Genomic DNA, 22,450 nt, shown 5'->3' with positions numbered 1-22,450 from the left:
GGAGACTTTCTTGCGAATAATGCTGCGTATAAAAAAGTGGTGTGCGGTTATCGTGGCCTTCATGCTCTTATGTCAGATAACATGGTCATTTTCCCCTTTGAATGCTTATGCGGGTACGACAGACACGGTACCTGAGCCTGCTCCATGGAAGGATTCGGACCGGAATTACCGAGTCATGCTGACGATTGACAATTCCGACGGTATGGAGGATTTAGCCGATTTCCCTGTTCCCATTACATTGAGCAAAACAACGATCGACTACGGAGTAACATCGGAGACCGATCTGAAGTTTTACAATGACGATCAAACGAAGGAATTGAGCTATGAGGTGGAAAAATGGGATCCAAACGATGAAAGCATCGTTTGGGTCAAAGTTCCGCTAATTCATGGTCATTCCAGTATAGACCGCGTTTGGTTGTATTACGGGGGCAGCACGTTAAATAATCCCCAGCAAAAAGCGGTGTGGGACCCGAATTTTTTACTCGTCTACCATTTTGGTGAACGAATTCAAGATTATTTCTATCAGCCTACGGCCGTCCAACAATATCAGGACTCGACACCCAATAACAATACCGGCTTGCGGCAGGCAGTAGGAGCAAGCTCCAGCGGACCTTCCTACACGTTGTACGCCAAAGATGATCCGAGATATAACATGGTAGGCCGTTATTATGAGAGCCATCGTGGTTATGTAAGAGCGAAAAACGGGAATGTCGGAGATGGGGAGCAGCAGCTTACCGTTTCCTTATGGGCGCGTGCGAACGATTACGAATTGTCCAAGCTTTCCTATTATCTTATTGCCAGACAGCGGAGCGCTGATAGCTTGAATCAAGCCTATTTTATGAAACTGTCCGGTGGAAAATGGAGTGCGAATCTGTTCACTAACGATGCCGATCCTGTGAAAAACGGAAGCAGCGCAGCCTCGCTTAACGGAGGAAACGTAACCGCAGATTGGACTTATTTCACACTTACCTATGACAAGAACGCAGCGGGGAATAACCTTAAGCTATACCGGGACGGAGTTCTGGTTGATTCGGCAGCCCGCACAGGTTCGTTGATCACGACAAGCGGCACGTCAACCGCGCCATTGACAATCAGTAAATCTTCCGATGCTGGTGCAGCCGGTGGCGGTTATCGCGGTGGCGTCGATGAGGTTCGGGTTTCCAAGGTAGCCCGCAGTGAAGCATGGGTGAAGGCCGAATATAAAAGTATGAGAAAAGGCAATCATTTTATCGTAATTGGCCAACCAGAAAAGAAAAATGCGCTTCAGCTGACGCTGCTTCAACCGAAGCAAGGAGAAACGTACTATGCTCCGGACTTAAGCTTAAGCGGACTTGCAAGTGAAAGTGCCACTATTCGTTATAAGCTTGATGCCAATGATATGGTGACACTGAATGCTAATGCGGGCGACAAAGCCTTTCAATCTATCATGAAAGAGCTTAAAAGCGGTATTCATACGCTTTACGTCGAGGCGGCTTCAAACGGCAACCCTTCGGTCGTCGAGAGCAAAACGGTTACTTTTACGATTGATGGCCGGAAACTGAATCCATCTGTTGTACCAGTAAGTGCAAGCGGGGAGCAAGCACAGCAAACTGGTGATGTAACACTTCAGGTAAAGGCGAAGTCCCCTACAGGAGAGCCATTGGATGTCAGCTTTTATGAGAAAAATGTACAGTTTGTAAAAGACTTCGGCAGCAAACTGACGACGGATACGGCCTATGAGCGCACGGATTCTATGGATCCTCCGAGCAATGCATCCATCACTTCGGAAACGGCGCTCCCTGCTGATGCATTGGATCGAATCAAAGCTTCAGACGGAAGCTATTACAGCAGCAAGTCTTTGTCTAATTATCCGTATCAACGTTTTGATTTGACGATGAATAACGATTTATCCAGTATCAACGAATTGGAAGTAACTTGGGAAGGACATTCCAAGGAAAAAGTCATGTTGTACGCCTGGAACTATTCATCCAGCAAATGGGAGCTTATCGCATCCCGTAACGGGAATAGCGACAATAGCGATTTCAAGCTGACCGGTACGCTGAATAAGAGTACGATGGTGAACAGCACGACCAAAGTAGCCAAGCTGTACGTAGCTGCAACGCAAAGGGATACTATGCTTCCTGGACAAAAACCAGGGCCCGATCAGTACGATTTTTCGTTCGTATGGATGACGGATACACAGCTTGAAGCCGAGTCATTTCCGGGCGCATACGATGCCAGCACGCAGTGGATTGCCGACAATAAGGATGCGCAAAAAATCCAGTATGTGATTCATACCGGGGATATTGTAAACAGTGCGAGCCAGGAATATCAATGGCAAAACGCGGATCACAGTATGAAAATTTTGGAGGATGCCGGGATTCCATATGGTGTGATTCAAGGAAATCACGATATGAACAACGCCTTATACGGGAAATATTTCGGGGCGTTCCGATTTGCCGGAAAACTGTTACAAGGAAAGCCTTATTATAATGAATATAACAGCTGGAATCAGAATCATTACGATCTCATTTCTGCCGGCGGCGTCGATTTCATCATCATGTATATCGGCTGGGGAGGCTTTAACCAAGCTTCGGTCAATTGGGCCAACCAAGTCTTGCAGCAATACAAGGATCGCAAAGCCATTCTAGCCGTGCACGAATATTTACTGTATTCCGGAACGTACGGCACAGATGATTACGGCGGCAAAAAAATTATGGAGCAGATCGTACAGCCTAACAGTAACATTTTTATGGTATTGTGCGGTCACAACCAATCGGCCTATTACAACGTAAAGCGAATTGGCGGTAAAGTCGTATATGAGCTGCTGCACGACTATCAAGATGCTGCATTGGGTGGAGCCGGGTACATTCGTATGATGTATTTTGATCTGAAAAACCAGAAGATCTATATGGTCCCTTATTCTCCTATTACCAAGGATAACTACGGGTTTTTCCAGGAGAAGCACGAATTTTACACTATGCCCTTAAATTTCAACAACGAGCCTATCGAACTGGCAACAGGCTATATCGGTGTAAAAGGAAGCACACTTAACGTGATCCAGAATACACCAGCCGCCTCGGATACGGGATTGGCTGAATACACTTGGAATCAACGTGCTTTTAACCAGCCTTACACATGGTATGCAGTGGCCAAGGATTCGTATGGCAATCAAACCAAATCAGAGGAACGTACGTTCTCTATCACAAAGCCTGTTATTGAATCGATCCGCTTGCAGGGACTAGCGCCAATGAAGGTGGGAGAACGACGCAATTCGGTGGTAGAAGCAACTTATACGGACGGTAGAAAGGAAACCGTGAACGGATTCCTAATCAACAGCAGCAAGACGGAAGTTGCCTCGGTCGACGCAAATGGCACTGTAACTGCGCATGCAGAAGGCGAAGCGATTATTACAGCGTCTCTTGGTTCTCTGACTACTTCCTACAAGTTATTGGTTCAAGCTGTTCCGGTAACTATTCCAATTCTGCAGTCTATTCAGTTGGAGGGATTAAAAACTTCAACGATGGATGATGAATTGCAGACGGTTGTGAGAGCAACTTACAGTGATGGCAGTTCTACAGTACTTATGGATGCTGGAAGAATACCAGCTAAGGGGCTCCAGCTTACCAATTCCAATCCGGAAGTGGCGTCGCTCGATGTAGCCACCGGCAAAGTGAAGGCACTTAAAGCAGGAGAAACGGTCATTTCAGCAACCTATCAGGCTCTTCACAGCAGCTATACGCTGTTGGTTCAAGCCAAGCAAGAAGAAGTGGATAATACTCCTAAGCTTCAGTCACTCCTAATGGATGGGCTGCATCAATTAACCGTCGGTGAGAAAGGTCAGGCAACCGTTTTCGGACTATATAGCCCTGATAACAAATTAGTTTCCATCCAGGACGGTTTAAAATTTTACAGCAGCTATGAGCAGGTAGCCACCATCGACAACGATGGCATTGTGGCTGCGCTAAGCCCAGGTCGTGCTACAATCACGGTAACCTATAACGGTCTGGAAGCTAGCTCGGAACTTGTTGTAGTTGCAGACAGTCATAACGGCAACGAAGGCGGTAACGGAAATAATGGTGGCAACAATGGCGGTAACGAAGGCGGCAATGGGAATAATGGAGGTAACACCGGAGGCAGCAAACCATCGCACTCTAGCGGTTCTAGTGGTGGCGGAGGCGGCTATGTACCTCCAACCGTACCAGGAGTAGTTGATCAAGAATTTATTCAGAAAGTGAATGCCGAGCAATTGAAGTTAACGAACGGTCAAGGGGCCGCCATCATTAAAGTAGAGGAAGGGAAGACGCAAGTGGATGTCCCTTACTCTGCGGTACAAACGATGACCGTGCCAAAAGTTTTATTCCAACTTGACTGGGGATCTGTTACGGTTCCTGCTGAATCTCTCAAAACAACGACTTCGACTATGACGGAGGCTCAGTTAAGCCAAGCTGCCCTTTCGTTATCGTACCGAATTTGGGATGACGAGCTGCTGGATGTGCTGACGGAGCTGCAAAACCGTCAGGCGGTGCAAATTACCCCTGTAGCAAAGATGATTCATATGGATTGGAAACAGCTTACGTCAAATACTTCCATTGTTGATAAAGCTGCGGGTAATCAAACGGCTGAAATTCATTTCCCATTACCGCCAAAGGCAAATGGTAAGCGTCTTGGCTTGTACCGTGTAAATGAAGACGGGCAATTGAGATTTCACTCGCCCAACCGTTCTTCCGATTCCTCCGAAGCTGTGTTTACCATGTCTGGCAGCGGAGACTTTGTCATTCTTGAATACAACGTGAATTACTTTGATGTGAGAGAGCATTGGGCCGCTCCAGTGATCGGCGACCTCGCGGCGAGAGAACTGTTTCAGTCTATGGTGGCCGAACCGATAGTCAGCGCTTCAGGATCACAAGGCTTCTATCCAGACAAGCAAATTACACGAGCAGAGTTTGCCGCACTACTTGCACGCATGCTAGAGCTTCCTTTGAACGGTACGAGCGGATATGTAGATATTCCGAATGCGGCTTGGTATACCAACGAAGTCAATGCTGCAGCAAAAGCGGGAATCGTTGAAGGAGTCAGCGATCATGAGTTTAGTCCGGATTCGGCTATCACACGCGAACAAATGGCCACGATGCTTATGCGCGCTTGGAATGTAAAATTCGGAAACCAAGCGGCATCCTCAAACGATGCTACGTTCTCCGATCAAGGACAGATTAGCGACTGGGCCAAGCCATCCGTATTGTCTGCAGCGGGTCTGCACTTACTGAACGGACGGGTGGATGGAGTTTTTGTACCTGAAGGAACGACAACAAGAGCAGAGGCAGCACAAGTGATTCATAATGTTTTGTTTCGCAATACTCTAAAATAGAGACTTAGCGTGTCTTTGAATTCGATTTCAAATCCGCTATACTTAAACTAATTTTGTATCTATTTCAGTCTGATGGTGGTGTGTAAGTTGTCGCTTTTGGCTCAGGAAAGAAAAGATCTTATATTACAAACCTTGTATCGTGAAGGCAAGGTGAAGGTACTCCCGATGGCTGAACAATTGGGAGTTTCCTCAGAAACGATACGTCGGGACCTGGATGCGTTGGAGACAGAGGGCAAGCTTCATAGAGTCTATGGAGGTGCAGTACGTTCTGGTTACGAGCATGGGGAACCTTCTTTTCAGCAGCGTACCCATTTGTATGCTGACGCCAAACAGAGAATCGGTAAACGAGCGGCTGAGCTGATCGAGGACGGCGATACCATTGCATTGGATGTAGGTACTACCATGATGGAACTGGCCAGATCGATCCAGGGCAAAAGAAATATTACCATTCTTACCAACTCGCTGCCGATCGCTTCCTACTTATCCGAAGCATTAAATAACAATCGCTTTACAGGCAAAGTATTTATGCTTGGAGGGCAATTGAATCCGGAACAGCAGTCCATAACCGGGCCGCTTTGCGAGCAAATGATGGCACAGTTTTATCTGAACAAAGCGTATCTATCCATCGGAGGTCTTTCTCTGACGAGCGGTGTGACGGACTATGATTTGAACGAAACGTTTATTTCCAAGCTGTTTGCCAAATCGGCACGGGAAGTGATAGTTCTAGCAGACCAATCCAAGATTGGGGTACAAGCGTTTACTCAGATCCTCCCTCTGGAAGAGGTTGATATTGTAGTATCGGATCAGGAGCATCCGAGGGATTGGAAAGATTTGCTTGAGAAAAAAGGCGTATTTTGGATCGCTTGCGAGTAATGACTTTTTAGGAGATCTTATTTCAACGAGCAGCTAAGCAGCTTTTGCAGCTGCTCGTTTTCTTCTCCATAAAGGCTCTCTGAAGAGGGAGAAACCTTGGTGGGCAGATGCGCGGCGGAGATCAAAATACAAGAATATTATTATCGCAACTGAACAAGGAGAGTTTAAGATCCATGAGTAGGGTAGAGGCACTAATATTTGATTTGGATAATACACTGATTTGGGATGAAAGAAGTATCAATGAAAGCTTTCAGGCTACATGCTTGCAAGCTGCAGCCAAGGTTTCCGTTCAGACGGCTGCCTTGGAGAGTGCAGTCAGACAATCAGCGAAGGAGCTTTTTCACGAATCAGAATGGTTTGAATGGGCAGATAGCATAGAGCTGACCTATTTAGAAGCTCTATGGGGAAAATTTGACGGAGAAGCCAAACAGGTGAACCCTTCCATGCATCAATGGGCCCTTGCCTATCAAGCTGAAGCATGGACAAGAGGGTTATATAGTAGCGGAATAGACAATCCGGAGTTGGGCGTACAGCTAGCCCGTCAGTTTGCTTCTGAACGTAGAAACCGCCCACACATCTATAAAGATACGTTTGAGGTTCTCAACCTCCTTCATTCCCGCATTCCCATGCTTCTACTAACTAATGGGGATTCGCAATTACAGAGAGAGAAGATAGATAGTATCGTTGGGTTAGCTGATTATTTTGACCACATCATCGTTTCCGGGGAGTTTGGCGTAGGGAAACCTTCTCCGTTGATTTTCGAATATGCGGTTAAATTGCTGGGGATATCATCTGGACAGTGCATGATGGTTGGGGATACGCTAGGCACTGACATTTTAGGAGCGAATCGGACGGGAATCCCTAATATATGGATTAACCATTCTGGGAAAAATGCACCTATAGACAACCAACCTACTTTTGAGGTTCATAACTTAGAGAGCATTATTCCGATTATTCAGCCAGATCTTTCTTACCACAATAGAATTAATAAGATTCCGAGGTCATCGGGTGTGAAAGTTTTTGGTAATAGAACCAACCACTGATGTTATTCTTTGCCATTTGGGAAGGTGACGGGCCGGATGAAGGGAATGTGAACTGCAAAGGGATCAGCGATTAATCGGTGATGGTAAAAAGCTTTAGGCATTTTTGAAGGACACTAGGAGCAGTTATGCCATGGCAGCTGCTCCTTATTTTATTAACCTAATATATTCAGTAATTTATACTAGAATATGTAAATATATATCTATAATGATGAATGCATTTTTGAAATAGTTTGGAGGGACAAGTTTTGTAAGCGCTTTTAATCGAGGAATAAGGGGGAATTCCGATGATTCGACGAATAGCAGGAACGCTATCGGTGCTCATGACGTACCTTGTGTTTGCCGGATGCACGGCCCAAAATGGCGATACCACTTCCAAGAATGCCGAAGTCAAGGATTCGTTAGAGGATACTTCCAAACCAGTCACAATCAAGCTTCTTCGCGCTGCTTCCATGAGTGATGAGCTATTCCAAAAGCTAGTGGTCGAACCGATGGCCAAAAAGTATCCGAATATTACGATTGAACTGCAAAATGGCAAGCTCGAGGAGCTGATAGCCGCCGGCGAAACCCCGGATGTGCTGACCTACGTACACAACAACTTGCCGATTTTGAGAAGTCTGGATTTGGTGGAGGATATGACGCATCTCCTGAAGAAGCATAATTACGATTTGGGCCGCTTCAATACGGTTTACTTGGATGCGCTCCGGGTCAACTCCGAAAAAGGAGAACTGTACGCCATTCCGTATTTCGCTCAGACTTACGCCTTGTTTTACAACAAAGATTTGTTTGATAAATTCGGAGTTCCTTACCCTAAGGATGGAATGACATGGGAAGACGCGACGGAGTTGGGTAAGAAAATGACGCGGATGGATAACGGCCAGCAGTACCAAGGTTTAAATATCGAGAAAATAACCCGCATCTCATTTCCCTGGTCGCCCACCCTAATCGAAAAGGACAAAACCACACAGAAAGACAGAGCCAACGTCAATAACGATACTTGGAAAGAAATATTTAATTTGGGCTACCGCATTCAGACGATCCCCGGCAATTACCCCAATAAAGATTTTTACAAGGGCGAAGTGGCCATGTTCGCAGTGGTTGGCGATGCCTTTCAGAATATCAAGAAAGTGGTCGAAGAGCAGAGATTTCGGGTGGGTGTCGCGCAATATCCAAACTACAAAGAGCTGCCCAATACGTATGGCATGGTGGATGAGCACGTCATTCTTGTAACGAAGCAGAGCCAACACAAGGATGCGGCTATGAAGGTAGTCGAAGTGCTGACCTCTGACGAAGTGCAGATGATGGCTTCCAAATCTTTGGCCCGGCTGTCGCCGCTCGCCGATCCGGAATTTCAAATACAATTCGGTACAGAGTATCTGAAGGATGTCGATGTGCGGTCGATCTTCAAAAGTCAGCCTGCTCCCGGCATCGTGTTCCATCCATATTATCAGGATGCGCGCAAACTTTTAGATGCTGAGTATGCAGAAGTCTTGTCGGGACAAAAAGATGTCAACACCGCTTTGCGGGTTCTGGAAGAAAAAATCAATAAAATGTTATTAGCGCAATAATGCCTTGGAAAAGCGAAAGAGAGCCAAGCAGTGTTAAATAGATCGATGTCAAAGATAGAGGTGTAATCATTGAGCCTTAAGATCGTTATCATAGGTCTTCCTGTACTCGGTGGGCGACATACCGGTATGCGCTTTGAACTTTTTGCAAAAGTAGCTGCTCGATGAGTATTCGGCAGAGTGCGCCACTTCCTCTACGGTGAGCTTCGTCACGGTGAGCAGCTTCTTCGCAAGCTCAAGCTTTTCGAGCGACAGCTTTTGCTTGAAGGTCATTTGGAATTGTTTTTTCATCAACCGGTGCAGATGACGTTTGCTGACCTTTAGTTCGCTCGCCATTTGATCCAGCGACATATCGGGGGTTTCCGGGTTCATGAGAGCATCGAGCAGATGCTCTCTTTTATCGTTTAAAGTTTTGTTGGGCAGCGCATAATCGGCTTTATTCCCGCCACGGTAGCTGCGGACGGCATTGACGATAATTTGCGATACGTAGCTGCGGATGTTGTGGTAGTAGCCGACGAGTCGGTTATCTAGTTCGTCCATAATTTTCTGGAACAGCTCAATGCTGCGGTACTCGTCATCTCCGAACCAGAAGCGAGTGGAAGACAGCGTTTCGATTATTGCATCGGTTTCGATGCGGACGAATTCGTTGTCTTGCTTTCTTTTCTTATTTACGGTGATATCAAAGTTAATGCAGCACTCCGCAAGCGGATTGTCGGCATAGGTCATTTGTTCGTGATATATCATCGGGCCGGTCAAATAAAACGTATTGGGCGTAATCTCGTAGTGGATTCCTTCGGCAATGAGCCGACCGAACCCATAAGGGATGAAGTGCAGCTCATAGCCGCCGTGCGCATGCATCTTATTCGTCCGGATGGAAGCAGGGACGAACCGGATATACCATACGTTGATTTGCAAATGTCCCATCTGAATCCGCAAGTCCAGATCGTCATAATCACGGCGAAATTGAATTTCCATCCTCTGTTCCCCCCTTATTTTGTATGATCAGGACATATTAATTGAAAAATTGTCCATTATGTCTATTTTAAACCATATGTACATTTGATACTATATCGAATTGTAAGGGGTTACATATATTGGGTATCGAATGTTAGACGGGGTCTTTAAATAGAAAGGGAGGTTAACGATCATGGTTCATCCCGTTGTGAAAAAAATGGCAGTCACCTTGGCGCTCGTCGCAATAACCGCTTCCTGCAGCAGCACAGGCAGCGCGCCGCCTACGGCCACAATAGCCGAGGCACCGCCGGTCACTTTAAAAATTTATATGTGGGACGCGATTTTCCAGGAGGATGTATTTCAGAAATTGATTGCGGAGCCCGTCAAGAAAAAGCACCCGAACATTACGCTGCAGCAGATAGTGCGCGGACCACAGACGCAGCCGGATAGCATCGTAACCAATGCTGACAATGAGGTTGATATCATTATGGCCTGGAACGACGTGCTGGTGCAGTTTCAGGAATTGAAGCTGCTAGGCGATATTACGCCGGATGTCAAGAAGGCGGGGTTGGACCTCGGCTTGTTCGACGCTCAAGTTCTCGACGGAATGCGCGATGGAGAGAAGAAAGAGATTTTATATGGACTGCCGTTCGCGCAAGATTTCTATGCTTTGTTTTACAACAAAGACTTGTTCGACAAGTTCGGTGTTGCTTATCCTAAGGATGGCATGACCTGGGAAGATACGATAGAGCTAGCCAAGAAGCTAACGCGCGAAGACGGCGGAATCCAATACAAAGGGCTCGACCCGGAAGGACCGGAGAAGCTTGGCAATGCGTTGTCCTTGCCTTTTGTTGACCCGAAAACACAGAAGGCGACGCTTGATACCGAAGAATGGAAACGAGTATTCGAAACGCTGAAGCAAATATACGGCATTACCGGCAACCAGAATACGATTTCGAATCACGCGGGAACGGTAAACCGCTTCGCCAAGGATAAAAATGTGGCGATGTACGCATCCCATGGTGTGGTAAGCGGCCTTGCCCAGTCCGATGTAAATTGGGATATCGCCCAATACCCGAGCTTCAAAGACAAGCCGAATCTGTACGGCATGGTGAAGGCATACGCGCTCTGCATTACAACGACAAGCAAACATCGCGAGCAGGCGATGCAGACGCTTCAGGTGATGACTTCCGACGAAGTGCAGCTTGCTTATACGAAATCGACCGCGTTGCTGTCTGCTCTGAAAAATCCAGAGATGAACAAACATTTCGGTGAAGACCTGCCTTTATTGAAAGGGAAGCATATCGAAGGGATTTTCAAAAGCAAGCCGGCTCCCTTCGTCGCCCAATCGATGTATTCGGGCAAGGCGCGTCCACCGCTGGAAGCGAAGTTCAAAGATGTGATGGCCGGCAAAGATATCAATACGGCACTGCGGGAAGCGCAGGAAGAAGCGACCAAGCAGATCGACGCGTTGAAGAAGTAAGCTTCAGTTATGCGAATGGACAGTTGATGCCCGCGCGATTGATACTGCATTGGCACGCATGTGGCAAAGTTAACAATCTGATTAAACATCGTATCGAAAATGATGCGATGTTTTTTCTTGTTTGCTTTACAACATAAAAATAGCTATTTTCGAACAATAGGGCAAACGATTACAATGATAAGAACATGGTATGGATGAGGAGATGCAACAATGAACTGGAAATGGCGAATTCTTCAACCTTTCTTTGCTCGAATGAGTTTGCGTAAAAAAATAGTAACCATATTCATCCTGCTAATCACGATACCACTAACCTTACAGGGGTTGATCTCCTATTACGAATTCTCCAGCACCATTGAGAGGAGGACCGCTGACTCGACGATTCAGATTGCTGGTCAAATTAATCGCAACCTGGATCGGACATTAGTAGAAATGCAGCGTCTTTCCTTGATGCCGCTCTATGATCAAAAGGTGTTGTCTATTCTGGATAAATACAGCATGCCGGCGTATGTGCAAACGCGTCCAACGCTAGAGGAAATGGAGAAAATGTTTCTTTACATATCGGGATTGGCTTATAACCGTTCTGAGGTGAGGGGAATACAAGTCATTGCCAACAACGGTTTTATTTTTACCAACGTGGATTCTACCCGAATGCAGTTTTCCGTGGATGTACAGAAGGAAGCATGGTACGCGAAAGTCAGCCAAGCGGACGGCGCTTGGGCCATCATTCCTCCGCATAGGCCGGATTACTACATGGAGAACAATCCACAGCAATATTTCTCCGTCGCCCGCCTGATCCGTGAGCCGAATACGAATCGCTTGCTGGGGCTAATTAAAATTGACCTAAAGATGGATGTATTCAAGCAGATTTTATCAAACGTGAAATTTGAGGAGAAATGCAGCCTTTCCGTAGTAGATAGTAACAATGAGCTCTTTTACAACGAAAGAAGCTGTACACAGGACCCCTATACGGAGCAAGTCTTACTCGAAACGAAGCTGCCGAATGAAAGCTTTGCGAAAGATGTTACGTATGAGGGGAAGCGTTTTTTGACTGTGGTCGATTATTCCGATTTCACTGGACTTAAAGTGATCAGCTTCATTCCGGTAAGCTCGCTTCTCAAGGACACGAAGACGTTACGTAATTTTACGGTTCTGCTCGCTATTGTTTTTTTGGTAGCTGCAGGGCTGCTTGCAATCTATTTTTCATACCACATCAGCCGACCGTTAGACAGGCTCAAGAAAAAGATGATGCTTGTGCAGCGAGGAGACTTCCAGCAAAATGTCCCTGTGGAATCACAGGATGAAATCGGTCAATTGAGTAGAGGCTTCAACCGGATGACGGAGGAGATCGACCGCTTGGTCAAAGAAGTGTATGAAATTGGACTGAAGGAAAAAGAAGCCGAGCTCGCAGCACTGCAAAGTCAGATAAATCCCCATTTTATTTACAACACGCTGGAATCCATTAACATGATCGCCATTGGAAAGCAAAACTACGAGGTATCCGATATGGTGACAGCTCTCGGCAAAATGCTGCGCTACACCGTTGATAAGTACGATCGGATGGTCTTATTAAAAGAGGAATTGGACTCCGTCGCGTCGTACGTCAAAATCCAAAAGATGCGTTACGGGGAGCGGCTTCGTGTCGTATTTGACTTGGAAGAAGGGATTGAACGTTATTCCATTCCGAAGCTTCTTCTACAGCCTTTGGTTGAAAACGCGATTTATCACGGAATCGGCGACCAGGAGCAAGGAGGTACGATCTGGATCACGGCTCTTCGTTTTGAACACTATCTGCTGGTTACGGTCAAGGATGATGGGGTCGGAATGACAGAGGAACAACTGGAAAGCCTGCGCGCCTCGCTTGCTTCGACATTGCCTTTAGAGTCCGGGGAGCATGGGCTGGCTCTGCGGAATATTTACCATCGTTTGATTCTGATGTACGGAGAGGAATACGAGCTGGACGTCGATGCAAGTCCGGGAAAAGGCTCCGCATTTACTATTACCATACCTATCATCGAAAGGGTGACTGATCATGATCAAAATCCTATTGGTTGAAGATGAAGAAATCATCCGAAATGGATTGAAAAACTTAATCGCACAAGTGTCCGCGGATTTCAACATAGTCAAGGAAGCTGTAAATGGACGAGAGGCATTGGACTATTTGCAAAAGGAAGTACCTGATGTCATCATTACGGATATTCGTATGCGCGAAATGGACGGGCTGACGCTAACCGCCAAAGTACGGGAACGCTATCCTCAAATGCCGATCCTGATCATTAGCGGTTACGGAGATTTTGAATATGCCAGACAAGCACTCCGGTATGGAGTCACCGACTACTTATTGAAGCCGATTGACCGATTGGCCCTGATTTCGGTTCTGGATCAAATTCGGCGAGGATTGTTGCCCAAGGAGGGAATCTCGTCTCAGCCAGGGGAAGCAACGGAAACCCATGAGCTCCCTCTGAAAAATGACAGTCGGCGTCTGATCCGCAAGGTCAAAGAATACATTCAAGAAAATCCGGATAAAGACCTCAAGCTTCAGGTTCTTGCAGAGTACGTTAATTTAAATCCGGCTTACCTCAGCCAGTTGTTTAAACAAGAAGCCAAAATCCATCTGTCCGATTTTATCACGGATGTCCGAATGCAGCGTGCGAAATACTTGCTGTCGAGCTCTGACCTGAAGATTTACGATGTGGCTCGGCTCTCCGGCTACCAAAGCCCGAAGCATTTTATGCTGCTCTTCAAACAGCAGGTGGGCAAGACTCCTGGAGCATACAGGGAAGAGGGAGATTCATAAATCTTCTAAACAAAACATACCAAACCCAAACATGAAGTGATTTATTTTGTAAAAGCGCTTTCAATATAATGAAACTATCAAGATCATCACTTAATGGGGGGAAACAGAATGAAAGCATCCAAACGTAAGGCCAACATCATGCTCAGTATATCGGCCCTACTCGCAGTTCTGGTTGCCGGCTGCAGCAATTCCGGTGCAGGTACACAACCGAGCGCAACGCCAAGCGGCGGAAATGCGACACCTGATACAAGCAAGCCTATCCAGCTCAAATTTTTAACTTGGGGAAATCAGGCTCACCTCGATCTGTACAAGACATTAATCGATAAGTACAGACAGACTCATCCGAACATCACCGTGGACCTGCAATCCGTTCCTTTTCCGGACTATCAGCAGAAGATTTCGGTATTGGCTGCGGGACGCGAGCTCCCTGATGTCGCTTGGCTATCCGAGCGCATGGTCCCGCAGTTTATGGCCAACGGGATTTTGCAGGACATTTCCGACGTAAAGCAGGATGCTTCCTTTAAGATGGACGATATTATCCCGTCCACTCTAGATTTGTTCACTAAAGACGGGAAATTGTACGGACTGCCGTTCTCGACGCCGCCGAGCGTTATGTTCTACAACAAGGATCTGTTTGCTAAAGCAGGACTCGCTTCTCCCAATGATTTGGCCAAACAAGGAAAATGGACTTGGGATGAATTTGTAAAAGACGCCAAGGCACTCACAAGCGGTACAGGGGCTAACAAAATATATGGAGCGGACTTCTTCCGCGATTGGAAAACGTATATTTTGCTGTCCAGCTACTCCTGGTCCAATGGAAGCGGACCGTTCGATAAAGGCATGACCAAATTTACATGGAATGATCAATACGGAATTGAGACGCTCAAAATGCTGCAAAACATGATGTTCGTCGATCAATCCCATCCTAAAGCGGGCGAACAGGTCAGCTTCGAATCCGGTAAAATCGGCATGTTCTTCGATGTATACAGCTATGTGTCCAAAGCAAGGACGATCAAAGACTTCAAATGGAGCATCGCTCCGATGCCGTCCGGTCCGAAAGGCTCCGTACCGATGCTGGGCCAAGCCGGATATGTCATGTTCAAAGGCAGCAAATATCCTAAGGAATCCGCAGAATTCATGAAATTCCTCGCAAGCGAGGAAGGTATCAAGGCAACCCAAACGTTCTTCGTACCTCCGCGCAAGAGCGTGCTAGGTTCCGATGATTTTCTGAAGCAGCCGGGAAATCCTGATACGGCAGACATTAAGCAAGCCGTAATCGATGAAATGCCGAAGGCCATCGTTCAACCAGGGCACGTCAATTGGGAGAAAATCGATAACGAAATGCTTGCTGGCTTCGATCAGCTTTTCAGCCAAACGGCAACGCCGGAACAAATCGTAAAAACGATGGAAACCAAGATCACCCCTCTTTTGAAATAGGTAAGGAACGATGCGGTTCGTTGAAAACGGACCGCTGGTTTACTAACGAAAGGAGAACCCATAGATGAATCGTTTGAAGACATCACTCAATCAAAACAAACTCCAATTGTTCGTTAGCCTTCCGGAGAATGACGCGGGATTGGCTAAAGCCGCAATCGAAGAAGGTGCGGACGGCCTGAAGGTGCATATGAATGTGGGCCATCGTGCCAGTGGCACCAGCTTCGGTGAGCTTTCGTTGTACAGAGAAACGTTCAAGGAGATTCGTTCCTTGTTCCAGGGTCCTTTGGGTATAGTACCTGGAGGGTCTATAGAGGCCATTCTTCCAGATGAAATGGATGAGCTACCGGAGCTCGGGATCGACTTTTACTCCGTTTATGCCTGGCATCTGCCGTCCTTTTTATTAAAATCCGGCAAGCTAGCCTCCACTTTTGCTATCGATAACCGATTTGACCTCCGCTTTTTGGATGCGGCCAAATCCTTTCCCATGTTGGAAGCGTTGGAAGCGTCCATCGTCCCGGGAGAGGAATACGGATCACCGCTTAGTTTTGCCGATTTGTTAAAATACCGTTGGCTGGTAGAGAATGCCGGACTGCCCGTCATCGTTCCTTCCCAGCGTAAAATCGTCCCCGAGGACATCCCTGCTCTAAAAGATTGCGGTATTCGAGTCCTGCTGGTTGGAGCTGTCGCAATCGGAAAACATGAGGACGAAATCCGGCGCATGGTCCATGCGTTCCGCAATGCGATCGACAGATAGGGGGGGACGAACATGAGTGGCGATCAAGCCGCAGCTATCAAGAGGAAACATCCTTTATCACGAGAAGCTACTATCACCGGATGGCTGTTTGTAGCGCCGATGGTTCTTGGATTTATCACCTTCCTTATTGCTCCTTTAGTCATGGCTTTTTACATGAGCTTGACTGATTGGCCGATACTTGGCGATGCAAAATTTATCGGTTCTGCTAATTACAAAGCCATCATCACAGATGTTGAATTTTGGAAAATACTTACCAATACATTTTACTTCTCAGCGGGCCTTGTGCCGCTGAATATAATCCTGGCTTTGGGGCTTGCGCTGCTCCTTGCAAAAGGGAAGCGTGGCATGGGTCTCTTCCGTACCGCCATATTCGTACCGGTCATGACTTCGCTCATCGTGTGGGCCATTGTCTGGAAATATTTATTTGCGACAGATACAGGCTTTATTAACCAGCTGCTGCAGTTGTTTTTCGGCGTTCAAGGCCCGGCCTGGCTGTACAATGCACAATTGGCTATGCCTGCCGTTATTGTCACTAGCGTGCTAAAGAACGTCGGGCTGAATATGGTGTTGTTTATCGCTGCCTTGCAGCAGGTTCCGGCTCAGCTTTACGAAGCGGCCAAAATCGACGGGGCAGGCCGGCGGACCGTTTTCTTTCAAGTGACGGTTCCGATGATTACGCCAACGATATTTTTGACAGTCATCATGACCGTCATCGGTTCGTTGAAGGTGTTCGGACAGATTTACGTGATGACCCAAGGCGGACCGAGCGGAAGCACTAAGGTGCTGGTGTACTATATTTGGGAAAAGGCGTTCAAGCTGTTCGAGTTCGGTTATGCGTCGGCTCTTGCCTATATTCTCTTTTTCATTATCCTGATCTTCACACTGATTCAGTGGCAGCTCAGAAAAAGGTGGGTGTTCCATGAAAACTGAAGGTGCAGTCTTAAAATCATCGAATTGGATCACTGGCGGGCTGCATTATCTGATTCTGACCTTAATTTCGGTGGTGATGCTGATCCCGTTTTTATGGATGGTGTCTACTTCGCTTAAGGAGCCTGCCAAAATATTCGTATTCCCGCCGGAGTTTATACCTTCGGCGATCCGCTGGGCGAACTACACGGAAGTACTGAACAACACGCCTTTTCACTTGTATTATTTTAACAGTGTTTATATCGCGGTTGTAGTAACGGTTGGGACCGCGTTTTTTGCTTCGCTGGCCGGATATTCCTTTGCCCGGATCCCGTTTAAGGGGCGCGATCTCGTGTTCCTGCTATTGCTTAGTACCATGATGATTCCGGCCGAGGCCACTGCGATCCCGATGTTCCTGTTCATGCGGGATTTGGGGTTCAACAACACGCATGTTCCCTTGATCGCTCTGCCGATCTTCGGTGCGGAGGAGCCTTCGGCGTATTTGTGATGCGGCAGTATTTTATTGCCATGCCAAAGGATCTGGAGGAAGCTGCTATGATCGACGGCTGCTCGCGAATGCGCACATTTTTTGAAATTATGCTTCCGATGGCCAAGCCGGCGCTCGCTTCACTGACGATCTTTACATTTTTAACAACTTGGAATGACTTTTTCAATCCGCTTATATTTATTAACAATCGGAATTTGATGACACTGCCATTGGCACTTTCCCTGTTTACAGACGAGGCAGGCACGGCCTGGAACCTGCTGATGAGCGCTTCCGTTATGGTGACGCTGCCGCTGCTGCTGGTTTTCTTCTTCGCTCAGAAGCAGTTTATTCAAGGCATTGCAATGACAGGGTTAAAGGAATAGAGGAGGAACGAGATGAATCGCATTTTAGAAGCTGATGTCGTGGTTGTCGGAGGAGGGCCTGCCGGAATCAATGCAGCCATCGCCGCCGGAAGACAAGGGGCATCAACCATATTAATCGAACGCTATGGTTTTTTGGGAGGGATGTCGACGGCCGCCTCCGTCTATCCGTGGATGACCTTTCATACCGAGGAAGGAAAGCAGGTCATCAAGGGGATCGCGCAAGATTTGGTAGATCGATTAATGGCGCAGGGAGGCTCACCAGGCCATCTGCGGGACACGGTGGGATTCGTTCACACGGTAACACCGTATCACCCCGAAATTTACAAACTGGTTGCCATCGATATGCTCAAGGAAGCGGGCGTGCGGCTGCTGCTGCACAGCTTTGTGGATGCAGTTGAGGTAGAAGACAACCGAATTCGATCCGTACAAGTGACGGGCAAATCGGGGCATTATCAGATTCGCGGGAACATGTTCGTCGATACCTCTGGAGATGCGGATGTGAGCTATTTATCCGGGGCTCCTACGCTGCAAGGGCGTGAAGGAGATCACGGCACCCAGCCGATGACGATGAAATTCCGGATGCGCGGAGTGGACCTGGAGGCCGTTCGCCGCAATATGATAGAGAACCCGGATAATTTTTACCGGAAAACCCCTTTTGATGAACTGGATCAAATTCCATTGACAGGGGTTCAAGGATTTTATTCACAATGGAAAGCGGCAAATGTCCCTATTAATCGGGACCAGGTTCTTTTCTTTACCGGCCCTGCGGAGGATGAGGTATTGGTGAACTGCACCCGCGTACAGGGGTTGGACGGTACGGACATCGAAGATCTAACGAAGGCCGAGGAGGAGGGCCGCCGTCAAGTGATGATGATGGCCCAGTTTCTGCAAAACTGGGTTCCTGGCTTTGCCAAGGCAAGCATCTCGTCGGTTGGAGCACAAATCGGGATCAGAGAGACGAGACGCATTAACGGGCTATATAGTCTGACTATTGATGATGTTGTGTCGGGAAAACGGTTCGATGATGTGATTGCCAGAAGCGGATATCCGATCGATATTCACGATCCAAAAGGAAATGGAGTTACAGCCGCATGGATCGGTGGAGACGGAGCTTACGATATTCCGTACCGTTGTCTTGTACCGCAAAAGATACAGAATCTGCTGGCAGCAGGGCGCTGCATCTCCACTTCTCATGAGGCTTTAGCAACTACCCGGTTAACGCCTAGCTGTATGGCCACCGGGCAGGCAGCTGGAACGGCCGCTGCTCTAGCCAGTGCAGAGAACTTATCCGTCGCGGAAGTGGACGTAAAGAAGCTGCAGCAGATTCTGCTTCAATCCAATGTCGTGTTAGCCTAATGGGTAAAGTGAAGAGATTAGGATCATTTCAGGGATGCCATGATGAAACGGCATAGGCAAGCTACAGCTCCATAAATACAGTGGAGACACCAACACAAACAAATAAGAAATAAAACAAAAAAACGGAAATTCGTCTTGCGACGTAGTTTCGTTTTTTTGTTTTTTACAGCAACCTCGTTATAAAGAATATATCGTTTCGTGTCGATTGACGGATACATTTCCAGATCGTTTGATTCCGCATCTCCCTAGCAGCACCCTTTCATGAAATTAACTTGACAACGGGACCCACTTCAATAATATATATTGTTATATACTGGAAATATATAAAGTCCGGTACATCCAAGTTTTTTCGTTGAAAAGAGCAGAAGCATTCATGCAAAGGGCATAAAGGGATCGGGATGGATATTGCAAGAAAAAGAGTAATTTATCTAGAAGGAGAAAATGCAATATGAGCTTAAGCCGTTTTATCGGTGTGATTACACCTTATTTGGATGGAAGCTTATACGGGAGCTTTTTATACGAATTAAATCGAATAACCATAGAACGTGGATATAGACTTATCGTAATTAAAACTCCCAAAACGAACAATGATTACTCTATCCCGCTAGCTACCGTTCATGCGGCGGCGTGGGTTGTTATCGATTACCCTTTAAACGATGGGATTGCAAATGAACTTAAACGTCTGAATCGACCGATTATAGGGATCAACCACGACTCTTTGCATTATCCCAGCATCCATTTTGCTAATGAGAAAGGGATGGAACTGGCTGTAGAACATCTCTTTCAACACGGACACCGTCGGATCGCGTTTGTCGGAAATATGATGAACCGGGCAACAAATTCTAGATATTTGGGGTATGCAAACGCTTTCGATCGATTCGGAATAAAAATGGACCCTAGTTTGTTGGTTCAAATTGGAACCGACGCTCAAGCAGGAGGGCATCTTGTGGCCGATCTCATTGTGAGCGGAGAACTCGACTGTACGGCTGTCGTTTCTAATAACGATATAACGGCTATATCCCTCATCGATCGGCTCCAAAAAGATGGATACCGAATACCTGAGGATATAGCGGTCATGGGATATGATAATAATCCCTTATCGATGCATACGATGCCGGCCGTTTCTACAATCAAGCCTCCGCTTGCGGAAGCGGCTAGACGGTCCATTGACGTTCTGGAAGAGGGGATGGCAACGGGGCGGCTGCAGATGGACCGTGTCCAAATGAATATGACCTTTATAGCTAGAGGATCATGCGGTTGCCACTATGAGCCGGAGAGCTGGGATGAGGATCAAGGAAGGCTGTTCCATCCCTACCAGTTATTGAATCAAAGTATGTCGGCCAATCGGACCATTCATTACTTATCTTATCGGGATGCTAAGAAGCTAAACAACTTGTCATGGATGCATTCTTTACAATGCATATGGGGGTGCTACGGCCAGTGGTTCAATGAATCCTCAGAGCAGGAGAGAATGTATGTCAAACACTATTATGCTAAGGATGAGTTGGCTGCTCCTACAGGTGAAATACAATGCTCTCCTATGGAATTCCCTCCGATACATTGTATACCTGAGGAATTACTCGCCGACCCCAAAAATATCATATCGATTCATCCGATAATCCCCAACGAACGGGATTGGGGAGTCATGGCTATGCTCCATCCGGTCGATGAAAGCTGGTCCTATTTCAAAAGCGATACGATAACCTATTCATTACACAGATTGGCAACCGCATGGGAAAAAGAAGACCTTCTTGCTCAGCTTCGGAAAACGAATCATTTGTTAGAAACCGTTTCAAAGGCTGCCATGGATGCAATCTTCGAATGGTCCGTCGAGGAAAAACGGTTTTTATGGTCCGAGCGGGCAAATGAGTTTTTTCAATGTCCGCCGGTGACAGAGAAGGACTTGCTTTCCTTCGTTCACACGGAAGATAGGGCGGATGTACAAACGGCGTTATTTGACCAAACTCAGATGGGACAGCCCGTTCGGTTAGAGTATAGAATAAAGCAGTCCGATGGCAATTATTTATGGGTTGAGTGTAATGGGCAAGTGATACGTGATATGGAGGAGCAGAGGGTTCGTCTGATAGGTTCCATAAGGGATATCAGTGAAAGAAAGAGCGCGGAGGAGCTGTTGAGAAGATCAGAAAAGCTGTCCGTTATTGGCCAGCTTGCAGCCGGAGTCGCTCACGAAATCAGGAATCCCCTAACCTGCCTGAAGGGATTCACACAGCTGTTGAAGACTAGATATCAAGAGCCATTTCCTTATATTGAAGTTATGGAAAGCGAATTAGATCGGATTAACTTTATCGTTACTGAGTTCATGTCACTTGCAAAGCCGCATCTTACCCATTTCAATCTCAAAGATATAGCGCAAATCATTACCAGCGTTGTGTCCATTTTGGAGACACAGGCGATTCTTACAGGAGTGCACATCATAACACAATTCGAGACTACACTTCCCCCTATACTTTGCGAGGAAAATCAATTGAAGCAGCTCTTTGTGAATCTCTTGAAAAATGCCATTGAGGCTATGCCTAAGGGTGGGAATGTTTATGTAGATGTTGCTTTGGCGAGTTCAGATGCTTTATGCGTACAGATCAAGGATGAGGGTCACGGAATAGCGTCTGAGATCATAAAGAAGGTAGGAGAGCCCTTTTTTACAACAAAAGAAAAAGGTACGGGGCTAGGCCTCATGATTTCTCACAGAATCGTAGAGGCTCATGGAGGCGCGATGAAAATAGATAGCAGTGGTGCGGGGACGATTGTAGAAATTATTCTACCGCTCAACGGGTCCTCACAACTATCCGAGTCTTCTTCATCCCCGCTCGTATATCCATAGCCTGAGTCCATATGCCGTACTTTTCTGAATCTGCCGGTTCTCATGGCCAATTGGCCGTCCTCATATTTCCTTACTTGACCTATTACAGAAGGGTAGGCGTCATGAGCGTCCCAATTTTGGTGGTGTTTTTGGCAAAATTGCTGAACTTGTATCCGACTGAAATTGTGTTTCAGTGTTGTTATCTTTCAATGAGACCACGTGTAAATAGAACAAAAAATCCGTGCGCTTGGTA

At 46.9% G+C, this 22,450-nt stretch carries 15 protein-coding genes; 14 read left to right on the top strand and 1 reads right to left on the bottom strand.

The features are described from left to right. Window positions 1-19: 19 nt before the first annotated feature. From QMA13_RS23170 to QMA13_RS23155, 4 genes are all read left to right on the top strand, one after another. On the top strand, window positions 20-5,347 hold the full coding sequence (locus QMA13_RS23170) for a DUF2341 domain-containing protein (protein ID WP_282943519.1): 5,328 nt from the start codon (window positions 20-22) through the stop codon (window positions 5,345-5,347). Between the two features lie 78 nt (window positions 5,348-5,425). Then, window positions 5,426-6,220, top strand: a complete 795-nt coding sequence (locus QMA13_RS23165) for a DeoR/GlpR family DNA-binding transcription regulator (RefSeq protein ID WP_481858243.1) — start codon at window positions 5,426-5,428, stop codon at window positions 6,218-6,220. A gap of 107 nt (window positions 6,221-6,327) precedes the next feature. Beyond that, a complete protein-coding gene (locus QMA13_RS23160) occupies window positions 6,328-7,263 on the top strand; it encodes an HAD family hydrolase (protein ID WP_282936103.1) in 936 nt (311 codons plus the stop codon). Between the two features lie 284 nt (window positions 7,264-7,547). Beyond that, the gene (locus tag QMA13_RS23155) at window positions 7,548-8,828 is read left to right on the top strand and encodes an ABC transporter substrate-binding protein (RefSeq protein WP_282936102.1); all 1,281 of its coding nucleotides are present in this window, start codon (window positions 7,548-7,550) and stop codon (window positions 8,826-8,828) included. A gap of 66 nt (window positions 8,829-8,894) precedes the next feature. Here QMA13_RS23155 and QMA13_RS23150 read toward each other — a convergent pair whose 3' ends face one another. Continuing rightward, entirely contained in the window at window positions 8,895-9,800 is a 906-nt protein-coding gene (locus tag QMA13_RS23150) for a helix-turn-helix transcriptional regulator (RefSeq protein ID WP_282936101.1), read from the bottom strand. A gap of 172 nt (window positions 9,801-9,972) precedes the next feature. Here QMA13_RS23150 and QMA13_RS23145 point away from each other — a divergent pair, with 172 nt between their 5' ends. The 10 genes from QMA13_RS23145 (at window position 9,973) to QMA13_RS23100 (ending at window position 22,218) form a co-directional block, all read left to right on the top strand. Then, window positions 9,973-11,262: an ABC transporter substrate-binding protein gene (locus QMA13_RS23145; protein WP_282936100.1), complete on the top strand. Its 1,290-nt coding sequence runs from the start codon at window positions 9,973-9,975 to the stop codon at window positions 11,260-11,262. 210 nt (window positions 11,263-11,472) lie between these two features. Next, the gene (locus tag QMA13_RS23140; protein WP_282936099.1) at window positions 11,473-13,314 is read left to right on the top strand and encodes a cache domain-containing sensor histidine kinase; all 1,842 of its coding nucleotides are present in this window, start codon (window positions 11,473-11,475) and stop codon (window positions 13,312-13,314) included. After that, window positions 13,292-14,056, top strand: coding sequence for a response regulator transcription factor (locus QMA13_RS23135; protein ID WP_282936098.1), 765 nt, complete (start codon window positions 13,292-13,294; stop codon window positions 14,054-14,056). The genes QMA13_RS23140 and QMA13_RS23135 overlap by 23 nt, the downstream gene beginning before the upstream one ends. A gap of 108 nt (window positions 14,057-14,164) precedes the next feature. Next, window positions 14,165-15,493 carry an ABC transporter substrate-binding protein gene (locus QMA13_RS23130; RefSeq protein ID WP_282936097.1) on the top strand — a complete coding sequence of 443 codons (1,329 nt, stop codon included), beginning with the start codon at window positions 14,165-14,167 and terminating at the stop codon, window positions 15,491-15,493. A gap of 64 nt (window positions 15,494-15,557) precedes the next feature. Then, window positions 15,558-16,247: a beta/alpha barrel domain-containing protein gene (locus QMA13_RS23125; RefSeq protein ID WP_282936096.1), complete on the top strand. Its 690-nt coding sequence runs from the start codon at window positions 15,558-15,560 to the stop codon at window positions 16,245-16,247. A 12-nt stretch (window positions 16,248-16,259) separates the two neighbouring features. Further along, window positions 16,260-17,177 (top strand): carbohydrate ABC transporter permease, encoded by a 918-nt coding sequence (locus QMA13_RS23120; protein WP_282936095.1) that lies wholly within the window; start codon window positions 16,260-16,262, stop codon window positions 17,175-17,177. Beyond that, window positions 17,167-17,661, top strand: coding sequence for a carbohydrate ABC transporter permease (locus tag QMA13_RS23115; protein ID WP_282936094.1), 495 nt, complete (start codon window positions 17,167-17,169; stop codon window positions 17,659-17,661). Before QMA13_RS23120 ends, QMA13_RS23115 begins: the two co-directional genes overlap by 11 nt. After that, window positions 17,661-18,023, top strand: a complete 363-nt coding sequence (locus tag QMA13_RS23110; RefSeq protein ID WP_282936093.1) for a carbohydrate ABC transporter permease — start codon at window positions 17,661-17,663, stop codon at window positions 18,021-18,023. The genes QMA13_RS23115 and QMA13_RS23110 overlap by 1 nt, the downstream gene beginning before the upstream one ends. A 12-nt stretch (window positions 18,024-18,035) precedes the next feature. Next, the gene (locus QMA13_RS23105) at window positions 18,036-19,379 is read left to right on the top strand and encodes an FAD-dependent oxidoreductase (protein ID WP_282936092.1); all 1,344 of its coding nucleotides are present in this window, start codon (window positions 18,036-18,038) and stop codon (window positions 19,377-19,379) included. 448 nt (window positions 19,380-19,827) lie between these two features. Further along, window positions 19,828-22,218 (top strand): substrate-binding domain-containing protein, encoded by a 2,391-nt coding sequence (locus QMA13_RS23100; protein ID WP_282936091.1) that lies wholly within the window; start codon window positions 19,828-19,830, stop codon window positions 22,216-22,218. The last annotated feature ends 232 nt before the right edge of the window (window positions 22,219-22,450 follow it).

The organism is Paenibacillus sp. RC67, from assembly GCF_030020805.1.
GTDB lineage: Bacteria > Bacillota > Bacilli > Paenibacillales > NBRC-103111 > Paenibacillus_S.
Note: the sequence above shows the minus strand (reverse complement) of the source record. Positions and strands in the feature narration are given on the sequence as shown.

Coding starts and splice junctions, on each gene's coding strand:
- QMA13_RS23130 (WP_282936097.1), top strand. CDS start 14,165: ATGAAAGCATCCAAACGTAAGGCCAACATCATGCTCAGTATATCGGCC.
- QMA13_RS23145 (WP_282936100.1), top strand. CDS start 9,973: ATGGTTCATCCCGTTGTGAAAAAAATGGCAGTCACCTTGGCGCTCGTC.
- QMA13_RS23140 (WP_282936099.1), top strand. CDS start 11,473: ATGAACTGGAAATGGCGAATTCTTCAACCTTTCTTTGCTCGAATGAGT.
- QMA13_RS23160 (WP_282936103.1), top strand. CDS start 6,328: ATGCGCGGCGGAGATCAAAATACAAGAATATTATTATCGCAACTGAAC.
- QMA13_RS23125 (WP_282936096.1), top strand. CDS start 15,558: ATGAATCGTTTGAAGACATCACTCAATCAAAACAAACTCCAATTGTTC.
- QMA13_RS23135 (WP_282936098.1), top strand. CDS start 13,292: ATGATCAAAATCCTATTGGTTGAAGATGAAGAAATCATCCGAAATGGA.
- QMA13_RS23100 (WP_282936091.1), top strand. CDS start 19,828: ATGAGCTTAAGCCGTTTTATCGGTGTGATTACACCTTATTTGGATGGA.
- QMA13_RS23120 (WP_282936095.1), top strand. CDS start 16,260: ATGAGTGGCGATCAAGCCGCAGCTATCAAGAGGAAACATCCTTTATCA.
- QMA13_RS23150 (WP_282936101.1), bottom strand. CDS start 9,800: ATGGAAATTCAATTTCGCCGTGATTATGACGATCTGGACTTGCGGATT.
- QMA13_RS23155 (WP_282936102.1), top strand. CDS start 7,548: ATGATTCGACGAATAGCAGGAACGCTATCGGTGCTCATGACGTACCTT.
- QMA13_RS23170 (WP_282943519.1), top strand. CDS start 20: ATGCTGCGTATAAAAAAGTGGTGTGCGGTTATCGTGGCCTTCATGCTC.
- QMA13_RS23110 (WP_282936093.1), top strand. CDS start 17,661: ATGCGGCAGTATTTTATTGCCATGCCAAAGGATCTGGAGGAAGCTGCT.
- QMA13_RS23115 (WP_282936094.1), top strand. CDS start 17,167: ATGAAAACTGAAGGTGCAGTCTTAAAATCATCGAATTGGATCACTGGC.
- QMA13_RS23105 (WP_282936092.1), top strand. CDS start 18,036: ATGAATCGCATTTTAGAAGCTGATGTCGTGGTTGTCGGAGGAGGGCCT.